We start from the raw sequence: 21,782 nt of genomic DNA, 5'->3' as shown, positions 1-21,782 counted from the left end.
CATGAATAAAGTTATTCTGAAAGATTTTTGGCGCTCGATTAAACATACCAAGGGACAATTTGTTTCTATCATGGGGTTAATGATGATTGGTGCATTTGCTTTAGTTGGTTTAATGGTGACAGGGCCTGATATGCGTGATACCGGCAATCACTATGCGCAAAAACTAAAAACAGCTGACCTCACTGTTATCTGTAATTATGGTCTAGATCAAAAAGATAGACAAAAAATAAAACAAACTAAAGGTTTGCAAACCGTTGAATTTGGCTACATGACAGATACAGTCGTCAAAAATAGTCAAGAAAGTTTTCGTATTTTTTCAAAACCAAAATCAGTAGGAAAATATGAATTGCGTAAAGGTCGTTTGCCGGTAAAAACAAATGAAATTGCTTTGGCAGATCATTATTCACATAAATATAAAATTGGCCACAATATCAGTTTTACAGAGAAGAAGAATATTTTAGGAAGCACTCTGCTAAAACGAAAAAGCTTCAAAATCACAGGTTTCGTTCGGTCCAGTCAAATTTTATCAAATGTAAACTTAGGGCAAAGTAACAGTGGTACTGGAGAACTTAAAGGTTATGCAGTAGTCAGTCCTAATGCTTTTAATCATAGGGTTTATACAGTGGCCAACCTAAGATACAAGAACTTACGTGGCCTCGACTCTTATGGCAAAGTCTACACTAGTAGAGTTAAGCACCATAAAAAAGTTTTACAAGATACTCTGAAAAACAGCACCAGTCAAAGACAAAAAAGAATATTGTCTGCTGCTAACAAAAAAATTGCACCGCAAGAAAAGAAAATTCACCAAGCAGAGCAGAAATTACAGACTGCTAGTGAGCAAATTAATATTGCTGAAAAACAACTAGCCCGCCAAAAAAGTAAGTTAAATGCGCAAATAGCGCAGGCCGAAAATGCTGGAGCTAATTTACCTCAAGCTGCAAAAATACAACTACAACAAGCTCAACAAGAAATTGCTACAGGTGAGCAAAAGTTGCAGCAAGAAAAAAAGATCTTTGCCCGTAAATCTGCTAGTGCCAATAATAAAATTAAAAGAGCCAAAGAAGAAATCAGCAAAGCTAAAAAGCAATTGCGGAAATTGGCTCTACCAAGCTATAGCGTATACAATCGGCGCGAGCTACCAGGCGGTGAAGGTAATTTAGTTTATACAACTGTTGCACAAGTGGTCGAAGACTTAGCTAAAGTATTCCCTATTTTTCTCTACTTCGTTGCGGCATTAGTTACCTTTACTACAATGAACCGCTTTATTGATGAGGAAAGAATCAATTCCGGTACAATGAAAGCCCTAGGCTATAATGATCAGGTCATAATTAATAAATTCATCGCTTATGGCTTTATTTCAGGTACAATCGGCACAATTTTGGGCATTTATTTGGGACACACTTTGATGCCACAAATTGTTTATCATGCCTATTACAAATCCATCACGATCCCGCCAATCGAATTACACTTTCACTGGCAAATCAGTCTGATTGCTCTAATACTATCTTGGATCAGTTCCGTTTTGCCTGCATACTTAACTGCTAAAAATGAATTTAGGGAAAAACCGGCCGCATTACTACTACCTAAGCCTCCTGCAGCAGGTTCTAAAATATTACTGGAAAGAATACCTTTTATTTGGAACCATCTCAGCTTTACTCATAAAGTTACTGCCCGTAATATTTTTCGTTATAAAAAGCGCATGCTGATGACTATTTTTGGTGTTTGTGGTGCCGCTACCATGCTCTTTGCCGGTTTTGCTGTAAAAAATTCGATTACTAATATGAATAACCGGCAATTCAATGATCTCATTCACTACAACATGATTGTGGCCCAAAAGCCTGATATTTCACCCCACCAGCACAAAACTTTAAATACCAAGTTAAAAGAAAACAGCATTAAGTCAGAAACACCAATTTACTATGAGTCAATGTCTAAAACTGCTGGTAAGACTGGTGATACACAAGATATTACCTTAATCGCTCCTTCTTCTAGCAAAGTGCTGAAGAACTATGTTCATTTAAATGATCGTAAAACTAAGCAGACGTTGCACTTATCAAACAACGGGGTTATTATTTCAGAACGCTTGTCAACATTGCTCAAGGTAAACAAAGGTGACTATATATCTTTAACGGATAAGAATAACCGTCCTCGGAAAATGAAAGTAGCTGGCATCACTGAAATGTACATGGGACACTTCGTCTTCATGAACAAAACGCAATACCAGAAAGTTTTTAACAAACGGTTCACATCAAATGCATACCTGGTTAACTTAAAAAATTCCACTCGTAAAAACACGAGAAAAATCGCTGCGCAATTTATGGCTCTTAATGGTGTAGCAGGTGTGGTGCAAAACACTGCAGTTAGCCAAGAGCTTGACGTGGTGGTAAAATCTCTTAACTTGATCATGGTTGTTTTGATTGTAGTTGCCGGACTTTTAGCAATTGTAATTCAATATAATTTGACCAACATCAATATTGCCGAAAGAATTCGCGAACTCTCAACCATCAAAGTTTTAGGTTTCTTCGATAATGAAGTAACGATGTATATTTATCGCGAAACTATTCTTTTAACAGGTATTGGCATTTTAGTCGGTTACCTCACAGGAGATTTGCTTTACCGCTATATTCTTTATGTGGTGCCACCTGACAATGTCATGTTTAATCCGGCATTATCTGTCTCAAGTTTTCTGTGGCCATTAGGAGTTATCGGTATCATTACAATAGTTCTAGGATTTATTGTTAACAAAAAATTAAAAGACCTTGATATGCTTGAAGCTTTAAAATCAGTTGATTAAATAAATAGAACTGCTCTAATAAGAACAGTTCTATTTATTTCTGCAAAAATTAAAAACTAAATAAAAATATGTTATACTTTACTCATTAGATTTAATGCTCACAACAAGATCTTCAAATTAACGTGTATAAAGAACTTGATCATCCTTCCTTTTTAATTGATGAAGTTCCAACAAATTAATTTTGGAGATAAAATTGAATAATATTTTACAAGTTAAACATTTAATAGAAACATATAAAGATAAAAACCAAAAATTTCAAGCTTTAGACGATGTTTCTTTTACAATTGATCAAGGAGAAATATTAGCTCTATTAGGACCTAATGGAGCAGGAAAAACTACCACAGTCTCAATTATAGGTGGTTATTTGCTCCCAACTTCAGGTCAGGTAATTTTAAACGGACAGGATATTACTACTGCTCGTAAAAGACCCAACATAGGCGTTTCTTTTGGTGGAGATCTAGGGTTTTACCGTAACGCCACAGCAAAGCAAAATTTACAATTTTTTGCGGATCTGGCTAAAGTACCCTTTCGTAAGCAAAAAACAGAAATACAGCGAGTTCTGTCTATTGTTGAGCTGGATAATGTCGCAAATAAAAAGGTAGGGAAATTTTCTAAAGGAATGACGCAGAGACTGCATATCGCTCGTTCCTTGTTAAATAATCCAAGTTTATTACTTTTAGATGAACCTACTAGTGGCTTAGATGTTGAAATAGCGCAAAGCGTTCAGAAGACTATTAAAAAATTAGCAGATTCCGGCATTAGTATTTTATTAACAAGTCACACAATGTCAGAAGTTGAAAAGCTAGCTAAAAATGTAGTTATTCTAGGTGCAGGAAAAGTTTTTTTCACTGGCACCGTTTCTGCTGTTTTAAGTTTGGCTGAAAAAGAAATCAACCAAAAACCTAAAAATTTGGAAGAAGCTTATTTGGCAATAGCTCCTAAACTAAGGAGGAATTAGATATGCGTTTTATTCGTCTTTTCCTCTTTCATGTAAAAGATTATCTTTCCGATCAGTACTTTGTCTGGTTAACAATCACTAGTACTGTTTCCATTTTCTTGATGCAATATATTATGGCTTATGCTTCTCACGATTTGAATAATCCACAATTGTGGCTGCAAAGTGGTATTTTTGGCATGTGGACTTCGTGTACAACCGTTGCCGGTTGTATCGGTTTTGAACGTTACAAAGGAACGCTGCCATATTTGTTAAACAGTCAATATGACGAGCGAGCTTCTTTAATTACTTTACTTTTACCTGCTTCGAGCTATGGTTTATTTTCATTTCCTATTGCTTATATTCTGGCCAAAATTTTAGGAGTAGCTACTGGTAAAATTTCTCTGTACCAGATTTTGCTAATTTTTCTACTGTGGATCGGATGCTCAGTAATGGGAATTTTAATTTCTTCATTTCTTACTCTTTCACCTAATGCAATGGTTTATGAGGGCTTAATTGGCACTCCTATATTGTTATTAGCAGGATTATTTGGCAATGAGACCATTTTGAATCCCTTAACCAAGTTTTCTCAGTGGTTTATTCCTATAACTGGACCAATTGCTTCTTTGTCCCATAATAAAAGTCTCAACTGGACTGCTTATTTTTGCAGTTTACTTCTTTGGCTTTTGTTAATTGTGATTATAGTGAGAAAAATTAACGATCTTGTCAGAAAGAAAGGAGCTCTGAAAATTATCTAATGTTTGCTACACAATTCTCTGGCCTTTCTTTTCTCAATAATTGGCGTACAAAATTAACTTATTTCTTTATTACACCAATGATAAATCTGGCCCTGTTAGTATTAATCAATATGCAGTATTCTAATCAATTTAACTGGGATGTTGCCATCAGTTCAATTGCAATAGATGCTGCAGTACTGGCTCTTGAAACATTTTGTTCTGCTGTAATTAATGATGCCGATTTAAAAATTGACTTTGAATTAATTGCCAAAAGACCCTTTAGTATCAGGTATTGGCTTTCTAAATGCATTGTGGACATTATTATAGGTTGCACTTTAGCATTAATTAACCTATTTTTATTGTACTTAGCCGGCTCTCCCATAGTCATTATTGAACGAGCTTTACTCATGCTACCGCTTTTATGTATTTATGGCTGCGTTTTAGGTTTTGTATCTTGGGCTATTTCATGGCAAATGAATGATCCTTACTTTTTGGAGAATATTTTTAGCAGTTTAGCCCAATTAGTATCAGGAGTACTAGTTGTAATTTCAGCTTATCCTGAATGGTTAAAAGCAATTGCTTTATTATTCCCTTTTGCAGAACCTGTTACTTACATCAAAACTGGTAGCGCCAACTTAATGTACAGTGCATTAATTACATTTATTTGGTTCATTATTGGAATTTTAGCTTATATTAGCCAAATCAAGCCAGTTCTGGCTAAAGGTAAACACCATTATTAAAGCTTACACAGTAAAATAGCAGTCGCAAGATTTGCGACTGCTATTTTTTATATCTATATTTTTGTTTTTCCTAATAAAACTGAACTGATTACAACCGATAATGAACTAAAGGCCATTGCTAATCCTGCTATTTCCGGACTAAGTGTGAGACCCACACCCGCAAAAACGCCAGCGGCAACTGGAATACCCAGTACATTATAAATGAAAGCCCAAAACAGATTTAGCTTTATCCTATTAAAAGTCTTGCGACTAAGTTTCAAAGCGCGAACAACATCTTCCAGGTCATTTTTGATAAGCACGATACCGCCTGCATCGATGGCAACATCCGTACCCGAACCCATGGCAATTCCAACATCTGCTTGGGTTAGCGCTGGCGCATCGTTGATCCCATCACCAACAAAGGCGACATGGTGCTTCTCTTGCAATTTTTTAATAACTGCTGCTTTATCAACCGGCAAAACCTCAGCAATTACCTGATCGATATCCACCTGTTCTGCAATAGCGTGGGCTACTTGTTGATTATCTCCAGTTAACATGACAGTTTTCAAGCCTAAACGATGTAAGTAGTTTATCGCATTTTTGGCATTCACTTTAGGAGCATCCTGAATTGCAATTAGACCCAGCACTTGATTATCTTGCACAACAGACACTACTGTTTTTGCCTCATTTTGCAATGCCACTATTTGCTCTTCTAATTCTGGAGCAATTTTAATTTCTTTTTGTTTTTTGGGACTGCCGACCGCAACATTTGTACCAGAAATTTTACCAGTGACACCCCATCCCTCAATTACAGTAAAATTTTCTACCGTTTTTAACTGCAACTTTGCCTTTTTAGCCGCAGCTAATACAGCTGGAGCGAGAGGATGCTCAGATAATTTCTCTAAACTGGCAGCATATTGTAGGACATTTTCTTTATCTCCCACAATATCTGTTACTTGTGGTTGACCTTTGGTAATTGTTCCCGTTTTATCAAAAACTATAGTATCAATGCTGTTTGCAGCCTCTAAAATTTCTCCATTTTTAATTAGGATTCCCATTTTGGCACCACGACCAGTTCCAACCATTAATGCAGTTGGTGTTGCCAGCCCTAAAGCACAAGGACAGGCAATAACCATAACCGCAACGGCAAAAACTAATGCAGTTGCTATGCTTTTACCTAGGAAAATATACCAAACTAAAAATGTTACAATTGCAATAATCAAAACTGTGGGAACAAAAATATTTGCAACCTTATCAGTTAATTTTTGAATCGGTGCATGACTGTTCTGTGCCTTTTTAACAATCTCAATAATTTGCGCCAGCATCGTTTCATTACCAACTTTTTGGGCTTGCATTACAAATGATCCCGTTTGATTGATTGTAGCTCCTATTACCTGATCGCCTGTCACTTTTTTAACTGGCATACTTTCGCCAGTTACCATAGATTCATCAATGCTTGAATTGCCAGAAACAATTTTGCCATCAACTGGTACTTTTTGCCCAGGCATTACTTGTATGTAGTCGCCCTTCACAACTTCAGTGATAGGAATACTGACAAATTGATCATCGCGCTTTACTAAGGCATTTTTTGCACCTAAATTAAGCAATTTCCCCATAGCGTCAGAAGCAGTTGCTCGCATTTTTTCTTCTAAAACCTGCCCTAATAAGACGAAAGTAATAACAAAAGCAGCACTTTCAAAGAAAACAGGTCTTTTAGTAAACATCGCATAAATACTGTAAATATAAGTTATCGATGTTCCTAAAGCAACGAGGGTATCCATATTTGAATGGTGCTTTTTAAAGGCAGACCAGGCACTAGTAATAAATGGACCTGCTGAAATTAACATAATTATTGTTGTAAAAATAAGCATGGTCCATTCGCCACCTGGCAACATCCATCCAGTAAAAGGATGAATAATCATTTCCAGAAGCATTGGCAGTGATAATATTAGCGACGTCCAAAAACGTGTTGTAATTTTCATTCTTTTTCCTTAGCTATTTGACAATTACCTTACCATGAAACATGTTCATACTGCATTCCCATTGATATTCACCTGGTTTTGAAGTATCAATTTTAACCCTTTCTACTTTGCCTTCAGGTAATTTCTGATTTATGCCAAAATCTGAAAATACAACATGATCTAAACAATTGGATGAGTCTGTTCTCTTAAAGTTTAAAGTAGCGGGTACTCCCCTTTTAAGAACAACTCTTTCTGGTGAATAACCACCTTTAACTTCAATATCAACACTCTGTTTGTTTGACTTCATAGTGGCTTTCTCCTCTTCTACGTGATGGCTACCAAAGAACCACCATGCAATAAAAGCTATTAGTGCAAGACCTAAACCTAAGATAATAATTTTATTCATGATAATTCCTCCCAGTTGAAGCTTATTATTAATGTCTACATTTGTAAACTAAGTTTAGTATAAATTATATATCTACAAATGTAAACATAAATGCTCAAAAAAAACTTACTGATTTTTTTCAGTAAGTTTTTCCTTATTAATCTGCATCTAATCGCTTTAACCAATGAGTCAGATCATTTTTGTCCACCATTATTTGCTTAAGTTCGGCCTTATTATCAGCGGCCAAAAACAGCATTAACTGCAGATACTTTGCTACAGAAAGTCCATAATTTTCCAGGTTAGCTTTAGCTGCTTTTACTACTGTATCATCTAAACTAATTGTAAGAAGTTCGTCTTTCAAAGTCTATCCCATTTCCTATATTCTAAATAAAAACTAACAGAATTATTTTAGAAAAACCTCTAATGCTATGCAAGTATTTAATTCAAATTCATAATGCTTTTTATCTACCTGCTCCATTATATCTCTTCAAGCCTAAATTCCATACCCAATGGTCTAAAAAAAGGAATAGTGAAGCTATCAAAAGTTGCAATAATATTATTTGCCATTGACGTGGTCTTATTAAAATAATTGTGGCAGGACAAGCAACTAGTCCAAAAGGCAGGATAAAATTAAAAATAATATTACCCAGTCCCCGATAAATACTTGCAGGGTAGCGACTCATTTGTATCATACTTAAAAATAAATCATTTCTGCCAAAATTTGTGGGGAACCAAAATGCCGAAATTGTCCATAAATACCAAAGAGAATAGTATAAAATGCAGCCAAAAACGCAAGAAAGCAAAAATAACAACACCTGGCCTATATTAATACTTATACCCTGACATGCATAAATAATTACAAATAGTCCTAGCACTGAATTAATTAATTGTGTAAATTCAATTGCACTAAAAAAGTAATATACATTAGCATTAATTGGTTTTAATAAAATTGAATCTAAGGTTCTTTCTCTAATGTCTTTTTCCATTTTAGGCATTGATTTGACCAAGAAAGCCATTAAGAAGCCGTCAAGCATAGTATAAACGCCAACTAGCAACAGACATTCTTTGTAGGTCCAACCACCGATAGTATCAACATTTAAATAAATTACCTTAAAAAAAGCTATAGGAATGCCTAACCACAATATAGAAGAGATTATCCCAAACAATGTGTCTAACCTGAAACTAATGGTTTGCAAAAAGGCAATTTTAATTAACGATTTGACTACTTTAAGTTTACTTTTCATAATCAACCCATTACATCAGAGTATCTCTGAAGCCCTTCTTTATTAACTATTTTTACTATTAAATAAAAAACTATCATCCATACAATTTCAATGATTGTGTTTTTAAGCCATATATTTAATGGTAATGCTTTAACAAGCGTATCAATTGGAAAAGAGCTGAAATATTGAAATGGCAGTAGTTTAATTATTTTTACCAAAAAAGGCGGCAAAATTTCTAAAGGAAAGTAAAAACCTGCCAGCAGATTGACTACAACTTCTTTTACCAGTAAAACAAAGAAAAGATTGTCAAACCAGTACGCTACACTACCAATAATATAAGAAAAAAGAAACCATAATATGGCTGCCATAATTAAACTAAATGCAAATTCAAGTAGCACGAGTAAAGAAATATGAATTAAATTACACGCAACTATATAGATAAATCCAATAATTAAAATCGGAGCAAGCAAAATTAAATTTGCCAGTCTGTCGCCCAGCATTTTAGCAAAATAATATTTTTCAATTGTAATTGGTCTATGGATTATATTAGACAATTCTCCTGAATGGATATCATCATTTAATTCCCAGTCAACTGCATACCATACAAAAGAATTAATAAAATTAACCCCAATATAATAAATTACCATTTGATTTTTGCTAAAACTACCAATAGTTTGACCATGATTCAATATTAAAGACCATAAATAAAACATTACTAAACTTGGTACAAGTGCCTGCAAAAGCAAAATTATGACGCTGCTCTTATTGGCTAATATAGACTTCATTGAGATCTTGCTTACTGAAAAATAGGTTTTTATCATTTTTCTTTCTCCTCAGCAAATAGCTCTAAGATAATATCTTCAAGCTTCAGGTCATTTATTTGATAGTCGGAGCCTTGATTATCCCGTGCCAACTGAGCGATTTGGTCATCTACCTTTTCTACAGGAACTTTAATTGTCACGGTCAAATCATCCTGATCAATAATCTTGGCGCCCAATTTACTTTCGTTGAAGTTCTCCGATTTAATAAAAGTAATATATTTATTCTGATTAAACCTCTCTAATAAATCTGTTTTTGGTCCATCCCACATTATCTGACCGCTATTTACAATGATCAGGTGATCACAGATAGTTGCAATATCTTCCATATCATGAGAGGTAAGAAAGACAGTCAATTTTTCTTCCTGATTCAGCCTTAACAAAAACTTGCGTATATCCCTTTTTGCCAAAACGTCTAAACCAATAGTTGGTTCATCTAAAAAGAGTATTTTTGGTCTGGTTGCTACGCCGGCCAGAAATTCTACTTTCATTCGTTCTCCCAGTGATAATTTGCGGGTTTGTACATCTAATTTTGAAGTTACATTTAGTATCTGAGCCAGGTCATTGACCGTTTTTTGAAAAATTTCTTCCGGTATATCGTACATTGACTGCAATAATTTCAAATAATCTCTAGGGGTTAAATCAGGAAAAAGTTGCGATCTATTTCCCATGACGACTGAGATTGATTTTTTGAAATCATTTATCCTTTTTGTAGGATCATAGCCATTCACTCTGCAAGTTCCGGCTGATGGAAACAAGGTTCCAGTCAGCATCTTAATGGTCGTGGTCTTACCTGCCCCATTTTTGCCAATAAAGCCAACTTTTTCACCGTTCTTGATAGTAAAATTGAGCGCTTTTACTGCTTGCACTGCCGTCTTTTCAGGCTTAAAAATATTTTTAACAACTGCACGCCAGTTTTCACCCCTGCTGCTAATAAAATAATCCTTAGAAAGATTGTGAACTTCAATCGCATTTTCGTTCATTTTTGACCTCATTTAGTTATCTAGCCAGCACAAAAAAGCAATTTTTAAAAGGACAATCCTTTTTACAAAATTGCTTTAAGTTTTGAACACCTATCATCATACATTTAGAAACTGTCATTGGTTTAACCTTATTACTTATAGTTTTTAAATCAGCAACAATTAGATAAATTCTACCACATTTTTAACAACTTTTAAATATAATTTAATTTTTGGCACAAAATATATTTTCTATCTAGAAAATATCACCTTTTACTTGAGATGTATTCATCTATTTGTGCAAGATAGCTTTCTTTTTCCTGCTGACTGATCCAAGAGGTTTTAAATGAATTTTGTGCTATTCGGACCAGTTCTTTTTCACTCCAATTGCACTTTTGGGCAAATTTATAGTAAACATCATTAATATAATTACTACCCTTATAAGCCGGATCATCGGAATTAAAACTAATCAGCGCACCGTTATTAAAAAGCTTATTAATGGCCTTTTGTTCCATAACTTTGCGGGTGTAAAAATAAGCCATGGGGCATGCTGTAATACCAATTTTTATGTCTATTAAAAATGTCATCAAATCCGCATTTTCAACTATATTTAAGCCGTGATCCAAACGATCGACCGTAATAATTTCTAAAGCTTGTTTGATATGATCAACTGTATCAACTTGGTGCAGATCACAATGCATTGTTAAATAATAACCTTGGTTTCGAGCCTTAGCAAAAACCAGCATAAACTTCAGCGGTGGATTATGATGCTCATCTGAATCAAGACCAACACCTAATATCCAGCCTTTTTTATGATATGGTTCAGCTTCTTTTAAAGTTTGCATTGCTGATTCTTGTGAATACTCTCTTAAAAAGCACATTATTAACTGTACATCAATGTCTAATGATGCTGCATCAACAATCGCTTCATGAATGCCTTCAATTACTGTAGCAAAAGGGATGCCCCGACTAGTATGAGCTTGAGGATCAAAAAACAATTCAAGGTGCTTAACATTACTGTCAGCTTCTTTGCGCAAAAAAGCTGCAGTCAAATCATAGAAATCTTGTTTAGTACGCAAGACCTGCATCCCTTTATAGTAGGCCTTTAGAAATTCCGGTAATCCTACTCCATAATTCCTGTCAATATCCGCTGGAGTCTTAGCACCAATATCAATCTGATTTCTCTTAGCAATGGCAAATTCCATTTCGGCTTCAAGTGTTCCCTCTATATGAACATGCAGTTCAGCCTTAGGTAATCCGTCAACAAACTTACGAGATAATTTTTGGGTCATCTTTGTCTCCTTAACAAAATAATTATAAATACGAACATTTTAATATAAGTCTAATTATCCTCTTGATCATTTAAGTTTTTATATAGCTATAAATCAATATTAAAAATCATAACATTTTTATTCATCACTTACAATATCTATTGATATTGTGATTTTGTTCGATTTTTACATTGAAATACTTCGGTAGTAATATTATAATTTTAACAATACGATCTATAATTTTATCTTGACCAAGATTAAAATCACTAGTAAAGTGTAATCAATTTAACTTTAATATTTTTGAAAAGGAGAGTGCATTAAATGTCAAATTGGACAACAAAATTTGTTAAAGAGGGCTTAACGTTTGACGATGTGTTATTGATTCCAGCGGAAAGCCATGTATTGCCAAATGAAGTGGATCTTCATACTCAATTAGCGCCTAATCTGAAACTCAATATTCCTATTATTAGTGCTGGAATGGATACCGTAACTGAAGGCGCAATGGCAATAGCAATTGCTTTGCAAGGTGGTTTAGGCGTAATCCATAAAAATATGTCCATCACTGCCCAAGCTGGCGAAGTTGCAAACGTCAAAAATGTTGTTGTTCCATCTAACATTACCAAAGCAGCTGTCGATGACAACAATCACCTGCTTGTTGCTGCTGCTATTGGAGTCACAAGTGATACATTTGAACGTGCTGAAGCACTTATCGAAAAGGGTGCTGATGCAATTGTCATTGATACTGCTCACGGTCATTCAGCTGGTGTTTTGCGTAAAATCAAAGAAATTAGGGATCATTTTCCTCATGTTACGTTAATAGCCGGAAACATTGCAACTGGAGATGCTGCTAGAGCTCTTTTCGATTCTGGAGTTGACATTGTTAAAGTAGGTATTGGTCCTGGCTCCATTTGTACTACCCGTGTCGTTGCTGGTGTTGGAGTTCCGCAAATTACAGCAATTTATGATGCTGCTACTGCTGCCAGAGAATACCACAAGCCAATAATTGCAGATGGTGGAATGAAGTATTCAGGTGACGTTGTTAAGGCACTCGCTGCGGGTGGAAATGCCGTCATGCTTGGAAGTATGTTGTCAGGTACAACAGAAGCACCTGGTGAAGTGTTTGAAAGCGATGGCCAAAAATATAAGACCTATCGTGGTATGGGATCTGTCGGAGCAATGGCTCAAGCGCATGGATCCTCTGACAGATACTTTCAAGGCGGCGTCAACGAAGCTAATAAATTGGTTCCTGAAGGTGTTGAAGCACGCGTGGAATATAAAGGTGATGTTTCTGATATTATTTTCCAGATTATAGGTGGGCTGCGTTCAGGCATGGGCTATGTAGGTGCAGCCACTATCGCTGATTTACGTGAAAATGCTCAATTTGTAAAAATTACTAATGCCGGTTTAAGAGAATCTCATCCCCACGATGTCCAAATTACTAAAAAGGCCCCTAATTACGAGAGATAAATAAAGTAAATAAAAAAATAGTTATTGCTTTCATGCAATAACTATTTTTTTGATCTATTTATCAGATATGGCTTCATTCAGCTTCTGTAAATTTTTTACTAATTCATTCTTCGTATCGGCTCCTAAAATTTCAGCATAACTATTCTCAGAATTAACAAAATAATAAGTTATTTTTGGTCCCAGCTTGATAGCTTTCTCAGTTAGGATTATTGCCTTTAATCGTGTATCATGTTGATCAACTTTTTTGGTAATCAAACCTTTTTCTTCCATTAAGCGTAATACATTAGTAGCAGTAGACTTCCTAATGTTAAATTCATGCTCAATATCCTTTTGATAAATGGATTTGTTTTGGGCAAATGAAGCCAAATATTCAATAATTAGCATCTGTGTTCCGGTTAAGCCAATTTTTCTAGCGTAGTAATCAACATTACGATTAAAAGTATTTTGTATACGCTGTAGGGCTAATCCTAATCTGTTCATTAATCTTACTCTATTCCTTTGTTTTTACCGATTTTGTAGCTTGATAAAGTAAGTATACACCAACAAGAACAATAATCAGAATAAAAATAAAACCTACCTGAGTAGCTTCAATATATTTTCCAGTAGTGGAGCTTTGACCACTCATTTGTTCTACAAATTGCATAATAGCTGAAATAATTGCCGTGCCGACAGCTCCAGCAAATTGCTGCGCCATATTAAACAGACCATTGCCATCTGTATTTTCTTTTTCATCTAGTTGACCAATGGAAGCAGTCATTGTGTCCCCCATTACCAGACCTATACCCATCATTGTAATAGCATAGAACAGAATAATTTTGCCAGATGATAGTGAAGAAGCAAATAAACAATAAAGAATGCCGCCGATTATTTCAAAAACAGCACCCGTCATAATTGGCTTTCTGGGACCGTAACTGTCGAGCAGTCTGCCACTAATTGGTGAGAGCACGGCTCCAACAAGTCCACCAGTTAAAAGCAGAAGTCCTGCAGTCATTGCTGTAGAATGATTAACAATTTGAACATAATTAGGCAAGATGAACGACAATCCTAAAGTATTGACTTGAAAAATAAAATAAGCTGTTATGCCTTGAGTAAATTTAGTATTTTTAAAAACTCTAATATTAATTAACGGAGTAGCAGTATTTAATGAGTGCTTGATAAAAACAATTAAGCAAATAACGCCGACTGCTAAAGGCAAAATAAACATAAAAGGTTTTTGTATGATAGTAGACAAATTGCTAAAAGCAAAAATCAAGCCGATAAATGTTAAAGCAATGCTCAGAAAGCCTGCTGTATCAAGTTGCGTATGTACAATTTTCTTAGATTCGTCATTAATTGAAGCTATACCCATTAATAGAGAAATTATCATCACCGGAATTATAAAAATAAAGATATAACGCCAACCTAACGTATTGACGACTAATCCGCCAAACGTTGGTCCTAAAGCTGGAGCAACTGCCGTTATCATTGTTCCTATTCCCATAAGCAATCCAATTTTATCTAAGGGTGTCCGTTCCAAAATAATATTAAACATTAATGGAATAGCTATTCCCGCTCCTGCTCCTTGAATAACACGACCAAGTACTAGAAAAATAAATTGGTTTGCTACTGCATCAATCACTAAACCACAAATAAATAAGGTAGCGGCTGTAACAAAAAGTTTTCTTGAACTAAAATTTCTTTTTAAATATGCAGATAATGGCATAATAATAGAAGCAACTAATAAATAACCAGTTGTCATCCACTGTACGGTAGCCATATTAACATGAAAATCCTTCATCAAAACAGGGAAAGTAACGTTTCCCGCTGTTTCAATTAGCACACCCGAAAAAGACATTAATCCGGCTGCGAAAACGGAACAAATTAATTTTGCGTCTAATTTTCTTTGCATTCAAATTCCTCCTGAATATTTAGTTAGCAAGCTAACTAATTAACCATAGTAACTCACATTTTTTTGAAATGCAATAAAATAGAGCAAAGAAAAACACCTGAGACTCAGATGTTTTTCTTATAATTAAATATTTATTTATCAGTATCAATCACATATTTTTGCCAATAACGCCAGACATTTTCACTTGAAAAGCGTTTAGCATTTTCATATGCACCATCGTTCATTTTCCTGCGTAATTTTGGACTAGCAAAAAACTCAGTAATTTTGGCAGCTAAATCATCTATATGACCACTTGGTACAATAAAGCCACTCTGACCATCAGCGATTAAGTCCTCTACTCCATAATTAATATTATATGAAGCTACTGGAACGCCGTGAGATTGAGCTTCAAGTACAGAAAGATTGAAACCCTCATACCTGGATGTAGCAACAGCAAGCTGCGCATCATCATATATATGATTCATGTCTTTCGCATAACCCATAAAATGTACTACATCTTCCAAGCCCAGATCCTGCACTAATTTTTTTAACTTTTTTTCTTCCTTGAAATTATTAGCACCATTACCATAACCATAAATATCTAAGGTTAGCGAATCATTATTTTGATAAGCCTGATTAAAAGCTTTGATGGCATCATCAATCCGTTTTTCATAAAACAGTCTAGCTACTACTATTATTTTACCTTTAGTGCGCTCACTCATCGGAATATGTTCAGCATGTAGTTGCTCATCTGGCACTATTCCAACAGGAATAGCAACGATTGGTACTTGTGTCCTCAACCTGCTCCGCATATCATCTGCTTGCTGTTTTGTAGGAGTAATTACTAAATCGGTCTTACTAAGTAGCTCATTATTAGAAATTGAGTTGTAAGTAAGAGGTGAAGTAGGATCCCAGTAATCTCTAAAATGAATACTGTGAAAATGCTCAATTTTTCTGGCAGGCGTCTTCATATTAATCATTGGTACATTGGTAATATTGGAACGGTCCGAAATAAATGTTGATCTTTCATCCCCATCTTGCTGATTCAATTCATCAAGCATAATGGTAAAGGCCTGACCATTATTCATTAGTGAGTGGACAATGCCATGAATATCGGTCATTTGAATGTTAGTAGCTGGATAGACATTTGGTTTTCTTTCATATGAGATTTCATAGTAAATGGTATTGTTCGGACGAAAGAACAATTCATAAATCAAATGACCATCAACTGTATCATAAATTTGGGTCATACTCTTAAATCCACGTGTATCGTAAAAATCCTGTTTAATACAGTGGACATCAGCATTAAAATATTTAATTGTATCAATGCTACCATTAGGTAACATAATAATAGTCATTGTTTTACGTTGACCCTCATAGACTTCATAACCATTGTCAATTTGTTTCACCTTATTGTCACTAGGAATCGGCAAATCTTTTATAGTTACAATACGATTAGTAAACTTTACTGTGCCGGCAAAAAAGTCGAACTTATTAACATAATCATCATCGGTCATGCCATACAAAGGTAAATTACGGTGAGCAAACCGGTTATATGCTGATGTCACTATTTTTGCCTTAACGTGATTGCGTTTAAAGAGCATTAATCTTTTGACTTCTGCATGCTCTATTCCCGAACTATTCGCATCTAATCTATTATCTAAAAAGTAATACATAAATTGTCCTTTTATTCCTATATTAAAACTGTCATAGTTAATTTTAGCATAAATTCTCTAAATATAAATAGTGGATTTAAAAAACAAAAAAGCATTAGCCGCTCTATCTTCGGCTAATACTTTAGTTAAATTATAAATTATTTACTGCCGCTTTTTAGTTAATTTTAAAATTAAAGGCCAAATAATTGCAGCAATTATTCCCAAGGCTAAACCAGCCCACAGAATCGGGGAGGTAGTTAATGAAATCCCGCTAACAACATTGCTTTCCAGCCATTGAACTAATTGATTTGCTAAAAACTGTAATGCTCCAAATGATCCGATAGCTGCAATTAATAAAATAATTGAAGCCCAATATTTACCGAATAACATCAATAATGCAGCTAAAATAAAAACTAATATTGTTGCAAAAAGGCAATAATGAAAAATACTAATACTTTGGTTAACTTTATCCTTGTTTTCGTCTAAACCATTGTTAATTTTATTTAGCAGAAGGTTGCTTACAGCTTTTTGTACTTCATTATTTTCAGGAAAAGACAAATTCTTAGCAGACACTTCTCCATTTTCTTGATAAGTAACACCGAGATTATATAAGCTGACATAAGACATATCATTATGATACTTTTTAGGTAATTGCTCTAAAATTTTATCCTCAACACCGAAATCTTTAGCCAGTTTCAAGGTACCTTTTAGCCTTGAATCACCAGTATCATTTACGCTTTTTTTAATTACTTTCTGTGCCATACCACGAACATTTTGCACATTAATAGTTATTGGTGACTCAAGTAGCAGAAAGCCAGAAATACAAACCGCTGCAGTAAAAATCACTCGGAATAAAATACTAGCAAATTTTTTCATTAAATTAACCTCCCACATTAATATTAACTATTTAATCTAACAGTCATGTTGACCCGAAGCTAAACAGTTACAATTAACCATTTCAGGAGCACTTTCTTTTTTATAAGCAAGTTCTTTTTCTATCTTAGCGATGTCACCCTGAGCAAGAGGCATATCTTTCAAAATAGCTATCATTACCTGACCTTTATGCATATCACACATATGACTCATCATTTCTTTTGTGACCTGAATCATCATTTCGATCTGAGTAACAGTAGCAGAATAAACGAAACGGCGACCATCTTTACGGGTTTTTAACAAACCCTTTTTGACCAAACGTCCCATCAAAGTTTTGATAGTAGATTCAGACCAGTTCTTTTTTGCCTGTAGCTGCTGAATCACTTCACCAGTGTGAATTTCTCCTAAAGTCCACACTATTCTCATAACTTCCCACTCAGCTTCGGAAATATTATGTTCTCTATTTTTTTCTACCATAATAATCAACTCAACTTTATTTTACTACAGAACAAACTTTTTTATTGCTTTGGCAATTCCATCATGATCATTATCTTCTGTCACATAATCGGCATAATCTTTTATCTCTTCGATTGCGTTACCCATGGCAATTTTCATAAAGTCAGGATTCGTAAACATGGAAACATCATTGCCCTGATCGCCAAACACCATAACTTGACTTGGCTTAATTTTCAATCTTTCAGCTAATTGTAAAACAGCATTTCCCTTGGAAGCATCTTTAATGTTGATTTCAACAATTGAGGAAAAACTGCGAACAATATCATATTTTGCAAAAGCCCATTGGGGAATATTATTCCATAATTTATCAACTTCTCGCTCATCATCAAGAACGCTTAAACCTACTTTATTAAAAGCAAAGTCTTGTGTTATTTCTTCAGCTTTACGCACTTTAAGCACATTATTTGTAAAAGTTGCATTCCTTGCCAGGTTAACTCCTATATCACGATCACATGTCCAATAGCATTCTGGGGTTTCAAAATGAAGGTTAACCTGAGCTAATCTTTGTAATTTCCTCATGTTAGTAAAATCGCGATAGTTCATTTCTTCATTCATTAATATATTGCCCGCCAAGTCTTGGATCACAGCACCATTGAAAACAATGTCATATTGCCTTTTACCCTGCAAACCTAACTGTTTATTAAATTCAATTGTACCAGACAATGGTCGACCTGTAGCCAGAACCACTTTTATACCCTGACTATCTGCTTGTTTAAGAACTCTTTCAGTTTCAGGTAAAATCTGCTTTGTAGTTGTCAGCAAAGTGCCATCTAGGTCAACCGCAATCAACTTTATTGCCAAAATAATATCCTCCTACACATTTTCACTATTTTCTTTATTATACAAAAGAGTCTGGGAAAAAAGTAGGTCATTATCCATACTAAAAAAGTAGACAAGCCTTCAGTTTGATATAACTTCTAAATTCTAGGGTCATATCATTTTTAGTGGTTTGCCTACTCTTTTATCTATCAAGGATTAATCAATAATATGATTTATTTTTTTAACCCTTCTTTTCTGCAAATATCTTTTCCAAAAAAAGCCAAAATATTATTCTACCTATTCTACCGTTACGCTTTTAGCTAAATTACGTGGTTTGTCCACATCCAATCCTTTATCTTTTGCTGCATAATATGCAAATAATTGAGCTGCAACCACACTAACAAGTGGCGAAAGATAATAATTAACTTCAGGTAAAACAATATCATCGGCTGGTTTTGCTAATGATTTACGCGCAATTGTAATTACAGTTGCTCCGCGTGCGATTACTTCCTGAATATTGCCCCGCATCAGATCAGAGGTGACAGAGTCATTAATCAAAGCAATCACAGGTGTACCTTTTTCAATTAATGAAATTGTCCCATGTTTCAGTTCGGCTGCTGCAAAACCTTCAGTTTGAATATAAGAAACCTCTTTCAGTTTAAGGGCAGCCTCTAAAGCTACTGGATAATCAATCCCCCTACCAATATAAAAGGCATTACGACTTGGTATAATATTCTTTTGAGCGAGCCGTTCAATTTTCTCCTGGCTGGAAATAACTTGTTCTATTCCTTCCGCAGCTAAAGCAAAATTCTTTTTTAACTCAAAATCTGCTGCGTCTTTAATACCTATTTTTTCTCCTAATGCCTTGGCAACTATCGCTTGAACAGCAACCTGTGCAGTATAAGCTTTAGTTGAGGCTACGGCAATTTCAGGACCTGCTTCAAGTGACATAGCATAATTAGCTTCGCGCGCCAGAGTTGAATTAGGCACATTCGTCAAAGTTAGACTGGGAATGCCCCGCTTGATCGCCTGTTGCAAGACAACACGTGAATCAGCCGTTTCACCTGATTGCGACAAGAAAATAAAGAATGGGTGCTTGGACATCATGGGAAAATGATAGCCCGCTTCTGAAGCAAAACCTACTTCAGTTGGAATTTTAGTTAAATGTTCAAAAAGTTGTTTACCAATTAAACCCGCATGATAACTTGTACCAGCAGCAAAGATATATAATCTGTCTGCCTTTGATAAAGCATTAATAATTTTAGCATCTACTTTAGGGTCACCATTTTGATCAAGATAATATTGATCTAAGTGCCGTAAAACACTTGGCTGCTCACATATTTCTTTAAGCATGTAAAATTCATAGGTGCCTTTAGAAGCGGCATTTTCGTCAATATTTAACTCATATGGTTGATGTTCAACTTTTTGACCAGCAAGGGTTTCAAGCTGATACCCGTTTTGAGTAATGTCTCCGACTTCACCATCTTGTAAATCAACGAAAGTTTTGGTTTGATCCAATACCGATAAGGCGTCAGATGCGATCACATTAAAGCCATTACCAAGTCCCAACATCAAAGGAGATTTATTTTTAGCTATAAAAATATGATCTGGATTTTGATTATCTATTAATAAAAGGGCATATGATCCCTTAATCAATTGTAGGGCCTGCTTTAGAGCCGTAAAGGCATCTTCATTTTTTTCACGAGCAAATTTGCTAATTAATTGAACAATTACTTCAGTGTCTGTGTCAGATTTAAAGGAAACATCTTTGAGATATTGCTTTTTGATGTCCTGGTAATTTTCAATTACACCATTATGAACTAAATAAAAACGTTCAGTTTCATCAAATTGGGGATGAGCGTTAGCTTCAGTGGGCTTACCATGTGTTGCCCAACGGGTATGACCAATTCCAACCATGCCTTGCTCTTCTGGGGTCATTTTGTTCTTCAAGTCCTCGATACGACCAGCAGTTTTAGTTAAATATTCTTTTCCTGCCAAATCATTGAGGTAAATTCCCGCAGAATCATATCCGCGATATTCAAGCTTTGACAATCCATTTAAAACAATTTCTCTAGCAGATTTCCCTACAATGCCAACAATGCCACACATATATTTCTCCTTTGGTCTAGTAAAATATTTTTGATTTGGGCTAATTAATTATTTCAACTTACGTATGGCATATTAGCCTTTTTTAACTAATTGGTCAAGCCTTAATTTTGCAATTGGTCTATACTATAATGTGAAACTACTGTTACTAACACAAAAAGCAGGCAAAAATAATTGATGAAGATCTTAATTGAGGACAGTTATACCTTCGTATAAGCATAAACCATCAGATAATAAACAAAAATGATATTCAAGTATTATTCAATATGCAAAAGAAAGCGGGTTTCTTGCTGCCTTTTTGTTTTAGGTAAAATTGTAGCCCTTAATAGACAATTAACCAGATAGCTATTAGAATTTAAGGATAAAGGAGTAATTACAATGAAAATTAACAAAAAATTGTTTATTAGCTTATTAGCTGGAATATTGACAACAACATCATTAGCAGTTACTACAACTAATATTGATCAAGCTCAAACTACTACGTCAAATGTAAATTCTGAGCAAGGCAAGCTAACCTTGAATCATAAGACTCGTGTTTATAACAAAAAGGGTAAGAAAAAATATTCTTATCTTAAAACGCATGGGCTGCTTTAGTAAGATAAGTTGGCAAAATTTAAAGCCAGTGAATACAGCAGCTGATGTCACACCAGCTGGCATAGAAAAAAATGTTAAAGAATAAAATAAGACCCTCAATTTTGAGGGTCTTATTCTGGTTTAACTGCTTTTTAACTCAAATGC

The 21,782-nt window shown here is 34.9% G+C and carries 20 protein-coding genes; 6 read left to right on the top strand and 14 right to left on the bottom strand.

What is annotated here, in order from left to right; translation table 11 throughout:
- Position 1 precedes the first annotated feature (1 nt).
- The 4 genes from JF75_RS03885 (at position 2) to JF75_RS03870 (ending at position 5,205) form a co-directional block, all read left to right on the top strand.
- Positions 2-2,794 (top strand): FtsX-like permease family protein, encoded by a 2,793-nt coding sequence (locus JF75_RS03885; protein WP_046331922.1) that lies wholly within the window; start codon positions 2-4, stop codon positions 2,792-2,794.
- A 193-nt stretch (positions 2,795-2,987) separates the two neighbouring features.
- Positions 2,988-3,752 (top strand): ABC transporter ATP-binding protein, encoded by a 765-nt coding sequence (locus tag JF75_RS03880; protein WP_046331921.1) that lies wholly within the window; start codon positions 2,988-2,990, stop codon positions 3,750-3,752.
- Positions 3,753-3,754: 2 nt separating this feature from the next.
- A complete protein-coding gene (locus JF75_RS03875; protein WP_034977608.1) occupies positions 3,755-4,486 on the top strand; it encodes a hypothetical protein in 732 nt (243 codons plus the stop codon).
- On the top strand, positions 4,486-5,205 hold the full coding sequence (locus JF75_RS03870) for a hypothetical protein (RefSeq protein ID WP_046331920.1): 720 nt from the start codon (positions 4,486-4,488) through the stop codon (positions 5,203-5,205). Before JF75_RS03875 ends, JF75_RS03870 begins: the two co-directional genes overlap by 1 nt.
- Before the next feature lie 53 nt (positions 5,206-5,258).
- Here JF75_RS03870 and JF75_RS03865 read toward each other — a convergent pair whose 3' ends face one another.
- The 7 genes from JF75_RS03865 to add form a co-directional block, all read right to left on the bottom strand.
- A complete protein-coding gene (locus tag JF75_RS03865) occupies positions 5,259-7,166 on the bottom strand; it encodes a copper-translocating P-type ATPase (protein ID WP_046331919.1) in 1,908 nt (635 codons plus the stop codon).
- Positions 7,167-7,179: 13 nt separating this feature from the next.
- Positions 7,180-7,551, bottom strand: coding sequence for a cupredoxin domain-containing protein (locus JF75_RS03860; RefSeq protein ID WP_084600327.1), 372 nt, complete (start codon positions 7,549-7,551; stop codon positions 7,180-7,182).
- A 136-nt stretch (positions 7,552-7,687) separates the two neighbouring features.
- Positions 7,688-7,891, bottom strand: a complete 204-nt coding sequence (locus JF75_RS03855; protein WP_046331918.1) for a hypothetical protein — start codon at positions 7,889-7,891, stop codon at positions 7,688-7,690.
- Positions 7,892-7,991: 100 nt separating this feature from the next.
- Complete coding sequence (locus JF75_RS03850; protein WP_046331917.1) at positions 7,992-8,774, bottom strand: ABC transporter permease; 783 nt, start codon at positions 8,772-8,774, stop codon at positions 7,992-7,994.
- 2 nt (positions 8,775-8,776) lie between these two features.
- A complete protein-coding gene (locus tag JF75_RS03845) occupies positions 8,777-9,574 on the bottom strand; it encodes an ABC transporter permease (protein WP_245190708.1) in 798 nt (265 codons plus the stop codon).
- Positions 9,571-10,554, bottom strand: a complete 984-nt coding sequence (locus tag JF75_RS03840; RefSeq protein WP_046331916.1) for an ABC transporter ATP-binding protein — start codon at positions 10,552-10,554, stop codon at positions 9,571-9,573. Before JF75_RS03840 ends, JF75_RS03845 begins: the two co-directional genes overlap by 4 nt.
- A 242-nt stretch (positions 10,555-10,796) precedes the next feature.
- Complete coding sequence (gene add, locus JF75_RS03835; protein ID WP_046331915.1) at positions 10,797-11,822, bottom strand: adenosine deaminase; 1,026 nt, start codon at positions 11,820-11,822, stop codon at positions 10,797-10,799.
- Positions 11,823-12,122: 300 nt separating this feature from the next.
- Here add and guaB point away from each other — a divergent pair, with 300 nt between their 5' ends.
- Positions 12,123-13,268, top strand: a complete 1,146-nt coding sequence (gene guaB, locus JF75_RS03830; protein ID WP_046331914.1) for an IMP dehydrogenase — start codon at positions 12,123-12,125, stop codon at positions 13,266-13,268.
- A gap of 54 nt (positions 13,269-13,322) precedes the next feature.
- On the opposite strand, the gene JF75_RS03825 is transcribed toward guaB, so the two are convergent.
- The 7 genes from JF75_RS03825 to glmS all read right to left on the bottom strand — a co-directional run bounded on the left by JF75_RS03825 (position 13,323) and on the right by glmS (position 21,047).
- Positions 13,323-13,748 (bottom strand): MarR family winged helix-turn-helix transcriptional regulator, encoded by a 426-nt coding sequence (locus JF75_RS03825; protein ID WP_045927845.1) that lies wholly within the window; start codon positions 13,746-13,748, stop codon positions 13,323-13,325.
- A 10-nt stretch (positions 13,749-13,758) separates the two neighbouring features.
- Positions 13,759-15,156, bottom strand: coding sequence for a DHA2 family efflux MFS transporter permease subunit (locus JF75_RS03820; RefSeq protein WP_046331913.1), 1,398 nt, complete (start codon positions 15,154-15,156; stop codon positions 13,759-13,761).
- Between the two features lie 131 nt (positions 15,157-15,287).
- Complete coding sequence (locus tag JF75_RS03815) at positions 15,288-16,811, bottom strand: glycosyltransferase (RefSeq protein ID WP_046331912.1); 1,524 nt, start codon at positions 16,809-16,811, stop codon at positions 15,288-15,290.
- A 141-nt stretch (positions 16,812-16,952) separates the two neighbouring features.
- Positions 16,953-17,666: a hypothetical protein gene (locus JF75_RS03810; RefSeq protein ID WP_046331911.1), complete on the bottom strand. Its 714-nt coding sequence runs from the start codon at positions 17,664-17,666 to the stop codon at positions 16,953-16,955.
- 36 nt (positions 17,667-17,702) lie between these two features.
- Positions 17,703-18,140, bottom strand: coding sequence for a CopY/TcrY family copper transport repressor (locus JF75_RS03805; RefSeq protein ID WP_046331910.1), 438 nt, complete (start codon positions 18,138-18,140; stop codon positions 17,703-17,705).
- Positions 18,141-18,164: 24 nt separating this feature from the next.
- Positions 18,165-18,980, bottom strand: coding sequence for a Cof-type HAD-IIB family hydrolase (locus tag JF75_RS03800; RefSeq protein WP_046331909.1), 816 nt, complete (start codon positions 18,978-18,980; stop codon positions 18,165-18,167).
- A 255-nt stretch (positions 18,981-19,235) separates the two neighbouring features.
- Positions 19,236-21,047 carry a glutamine--fructose-6-phosphate transaminase (isomerizing) gene (glmS, locus tag JF75_RS03795; protein ID WP_046331908.1) on the bottom strand — a complete coding sequence of 604 codons (1,812 nt, stop codon included), beginning with the start codon at positions 21,045-21,047 and terminating at the stop codon, positions 19,236-19,238.
- Between the two features lie 375 nt (positions 21,048-21,422).
- Between glmS and JF75_RS03790 the strand changes: the two genes are divergently transcribed.
- Positions 21,423-21,638, top strand: a complete 216-nt coding sequence (locus JF75_RS03790; protein ID WP_046331907.1) for a hypothetical protein — start codon at positions 21,423-21,425, stop codon at positions 21,636-21,638.
- Positions 21,639-21,782: the final 144 nt, after the last annotated feature.

This window comes from Lactobacillus kimbladii (genome assembly GCF_000970755.1).
In the GTDB taxonomy this organism is placed as follows: domain Bacteria; phylum Bacillota; class Bacilli; order Lactobacillales; family Lactobacillaceae; genus Lactobacillus; species Lactobacillus kimbladii.
The sequence above is the reverse complement of the archived record's forward strand: the minus strand, read 5'-3'. Positions and strand labels throughout refer to the sequence as shown.

What these genes read in the sequence shown, in the direction of transcription:
- JF75_RS03870 (WP_046331920.1), top strand. Translation starts at nt 4,486, where the DNA reads ATGTTTGCTACACAATTCTCTGGCCTTTCTTTTCTCAATAATTGGCGT.
- JF75_RS03860 (WP_084600327.1), bottom strand. Translation starts at nt 7,551, where the DNA reads ATGAATAAAATTATTATCTTAGGTTTAGGTCTTGCACTAATAGCTTTT.
- glmS (WP_046331908.1), bottom strand. Translation starts at nt 21,047, where the DNA reads ATGTGTGGCATTGTTGGCATTGTAGGGAAATCTGCTAGAGAAATTGTT.
- JF75_RS03820 (WP_046331913.1), bottom strand. Translation starts at nt 15,156, where the DNA reads ATGCAAAGAAAATTAGACGCAAAATTAATTTGTTCCGTTTTCGCAGCC.
- JF75_RS03865 (WP_046331919.1), bottom strand. Translation starts at nt 7,166, where the DNA reads ATGAAAATTACAACACGTTTTTGGACGTCGCTAATATTATCACTGCCA.
- JF75_RS03790 (WP_046331907.1), top strand. Translation starts at nt 21,423, where the DNA reads ATGAAAATTAACAAAAAATTGTTTATTAGCTTATTAGCTGGAATATTG.
- JF75_RS03885 (WP_046331922.1), top strand. Translation starts at nt 2, where the DNA reads ATGAATAAAGTTATTCTGAAAGATTTTTGGCGCTCGATTAAACATACC.
- JF75_RS03805 (WP_046331910.1), bottom strand. Translation starts at nt 18,140, where the DNA reads ATGGTAGAAAAAAATAGAGAACATAATATTTCCGAAGCTGAGTGGGAA.
- JF75_RS03825 (WP_045927845.1), bottom strand. Translation starts at nt 13,748, where the DNA reads ATGAACAGATTAGGATTAGCCCTACAGCGTATACAAAATACTTTTAAT.
- JF75_RS03815 (WP_046331912.1), bottom strand. Translation starts at nt 16,811, where the DNA reads ATGTATTACTTTTTAGATAATAGATTAGATGCGAATAGTTCGGGAATA.
- guaB (WP_046331914.1), top strand. Translation starts at nt 12,123, where the DNA reads ATGTCAAATTGGACAACAAAATTTGTTAAAGAGGGCTTAACGTTTGAC.
- JF75_RS03850 (WP_046331917.1), bottom strand. Translation starts at nt 8,774, where the DNA reads ATGAAAAGTAAACTTAAAGTAGTCAAATCGTTAATTAAAATTGCCTTT.
- add (WP_046331915.1), bottom strand. Translation starts at nt 11,822, where the DNA reads ATGACCCAAAAATTATCTCGTAAGTTTGTTGACGGATTACCTAAGGCT.
- JF75_RS03810 (WP_046331911.1), bottom strand. Translation starts at nt 17,666, where the DNA reads ATGAAAAAATTTGCTAGTATTTTATTCCGAGTGATTTTTACTGCAGCG.
- JF75_RS03840 (WP_046331916.1), bottom strand. Translation starts at nt 10,554, where the DNA reads ATGAACGAAAATGCGATTGAAGTTCACAATCTTTCTAAGGATTATTTT.
- JF75_RS03875 (WP_034977608.1), top strand. Translation starts at nt 3,755, where the DNA reads ATGCGTTTTATTCGTCTTTTCCTCTTTCATGTAAAAGATTATCTTTCC.
- JF75_RS03845 (WP_245190708.1), bottom strand. Translation starts at nt 9,574, where the DNA reads ATGATAAAAACCTATTTTTCAGTAAGCAAGATCTCAATGAAGTCTATA.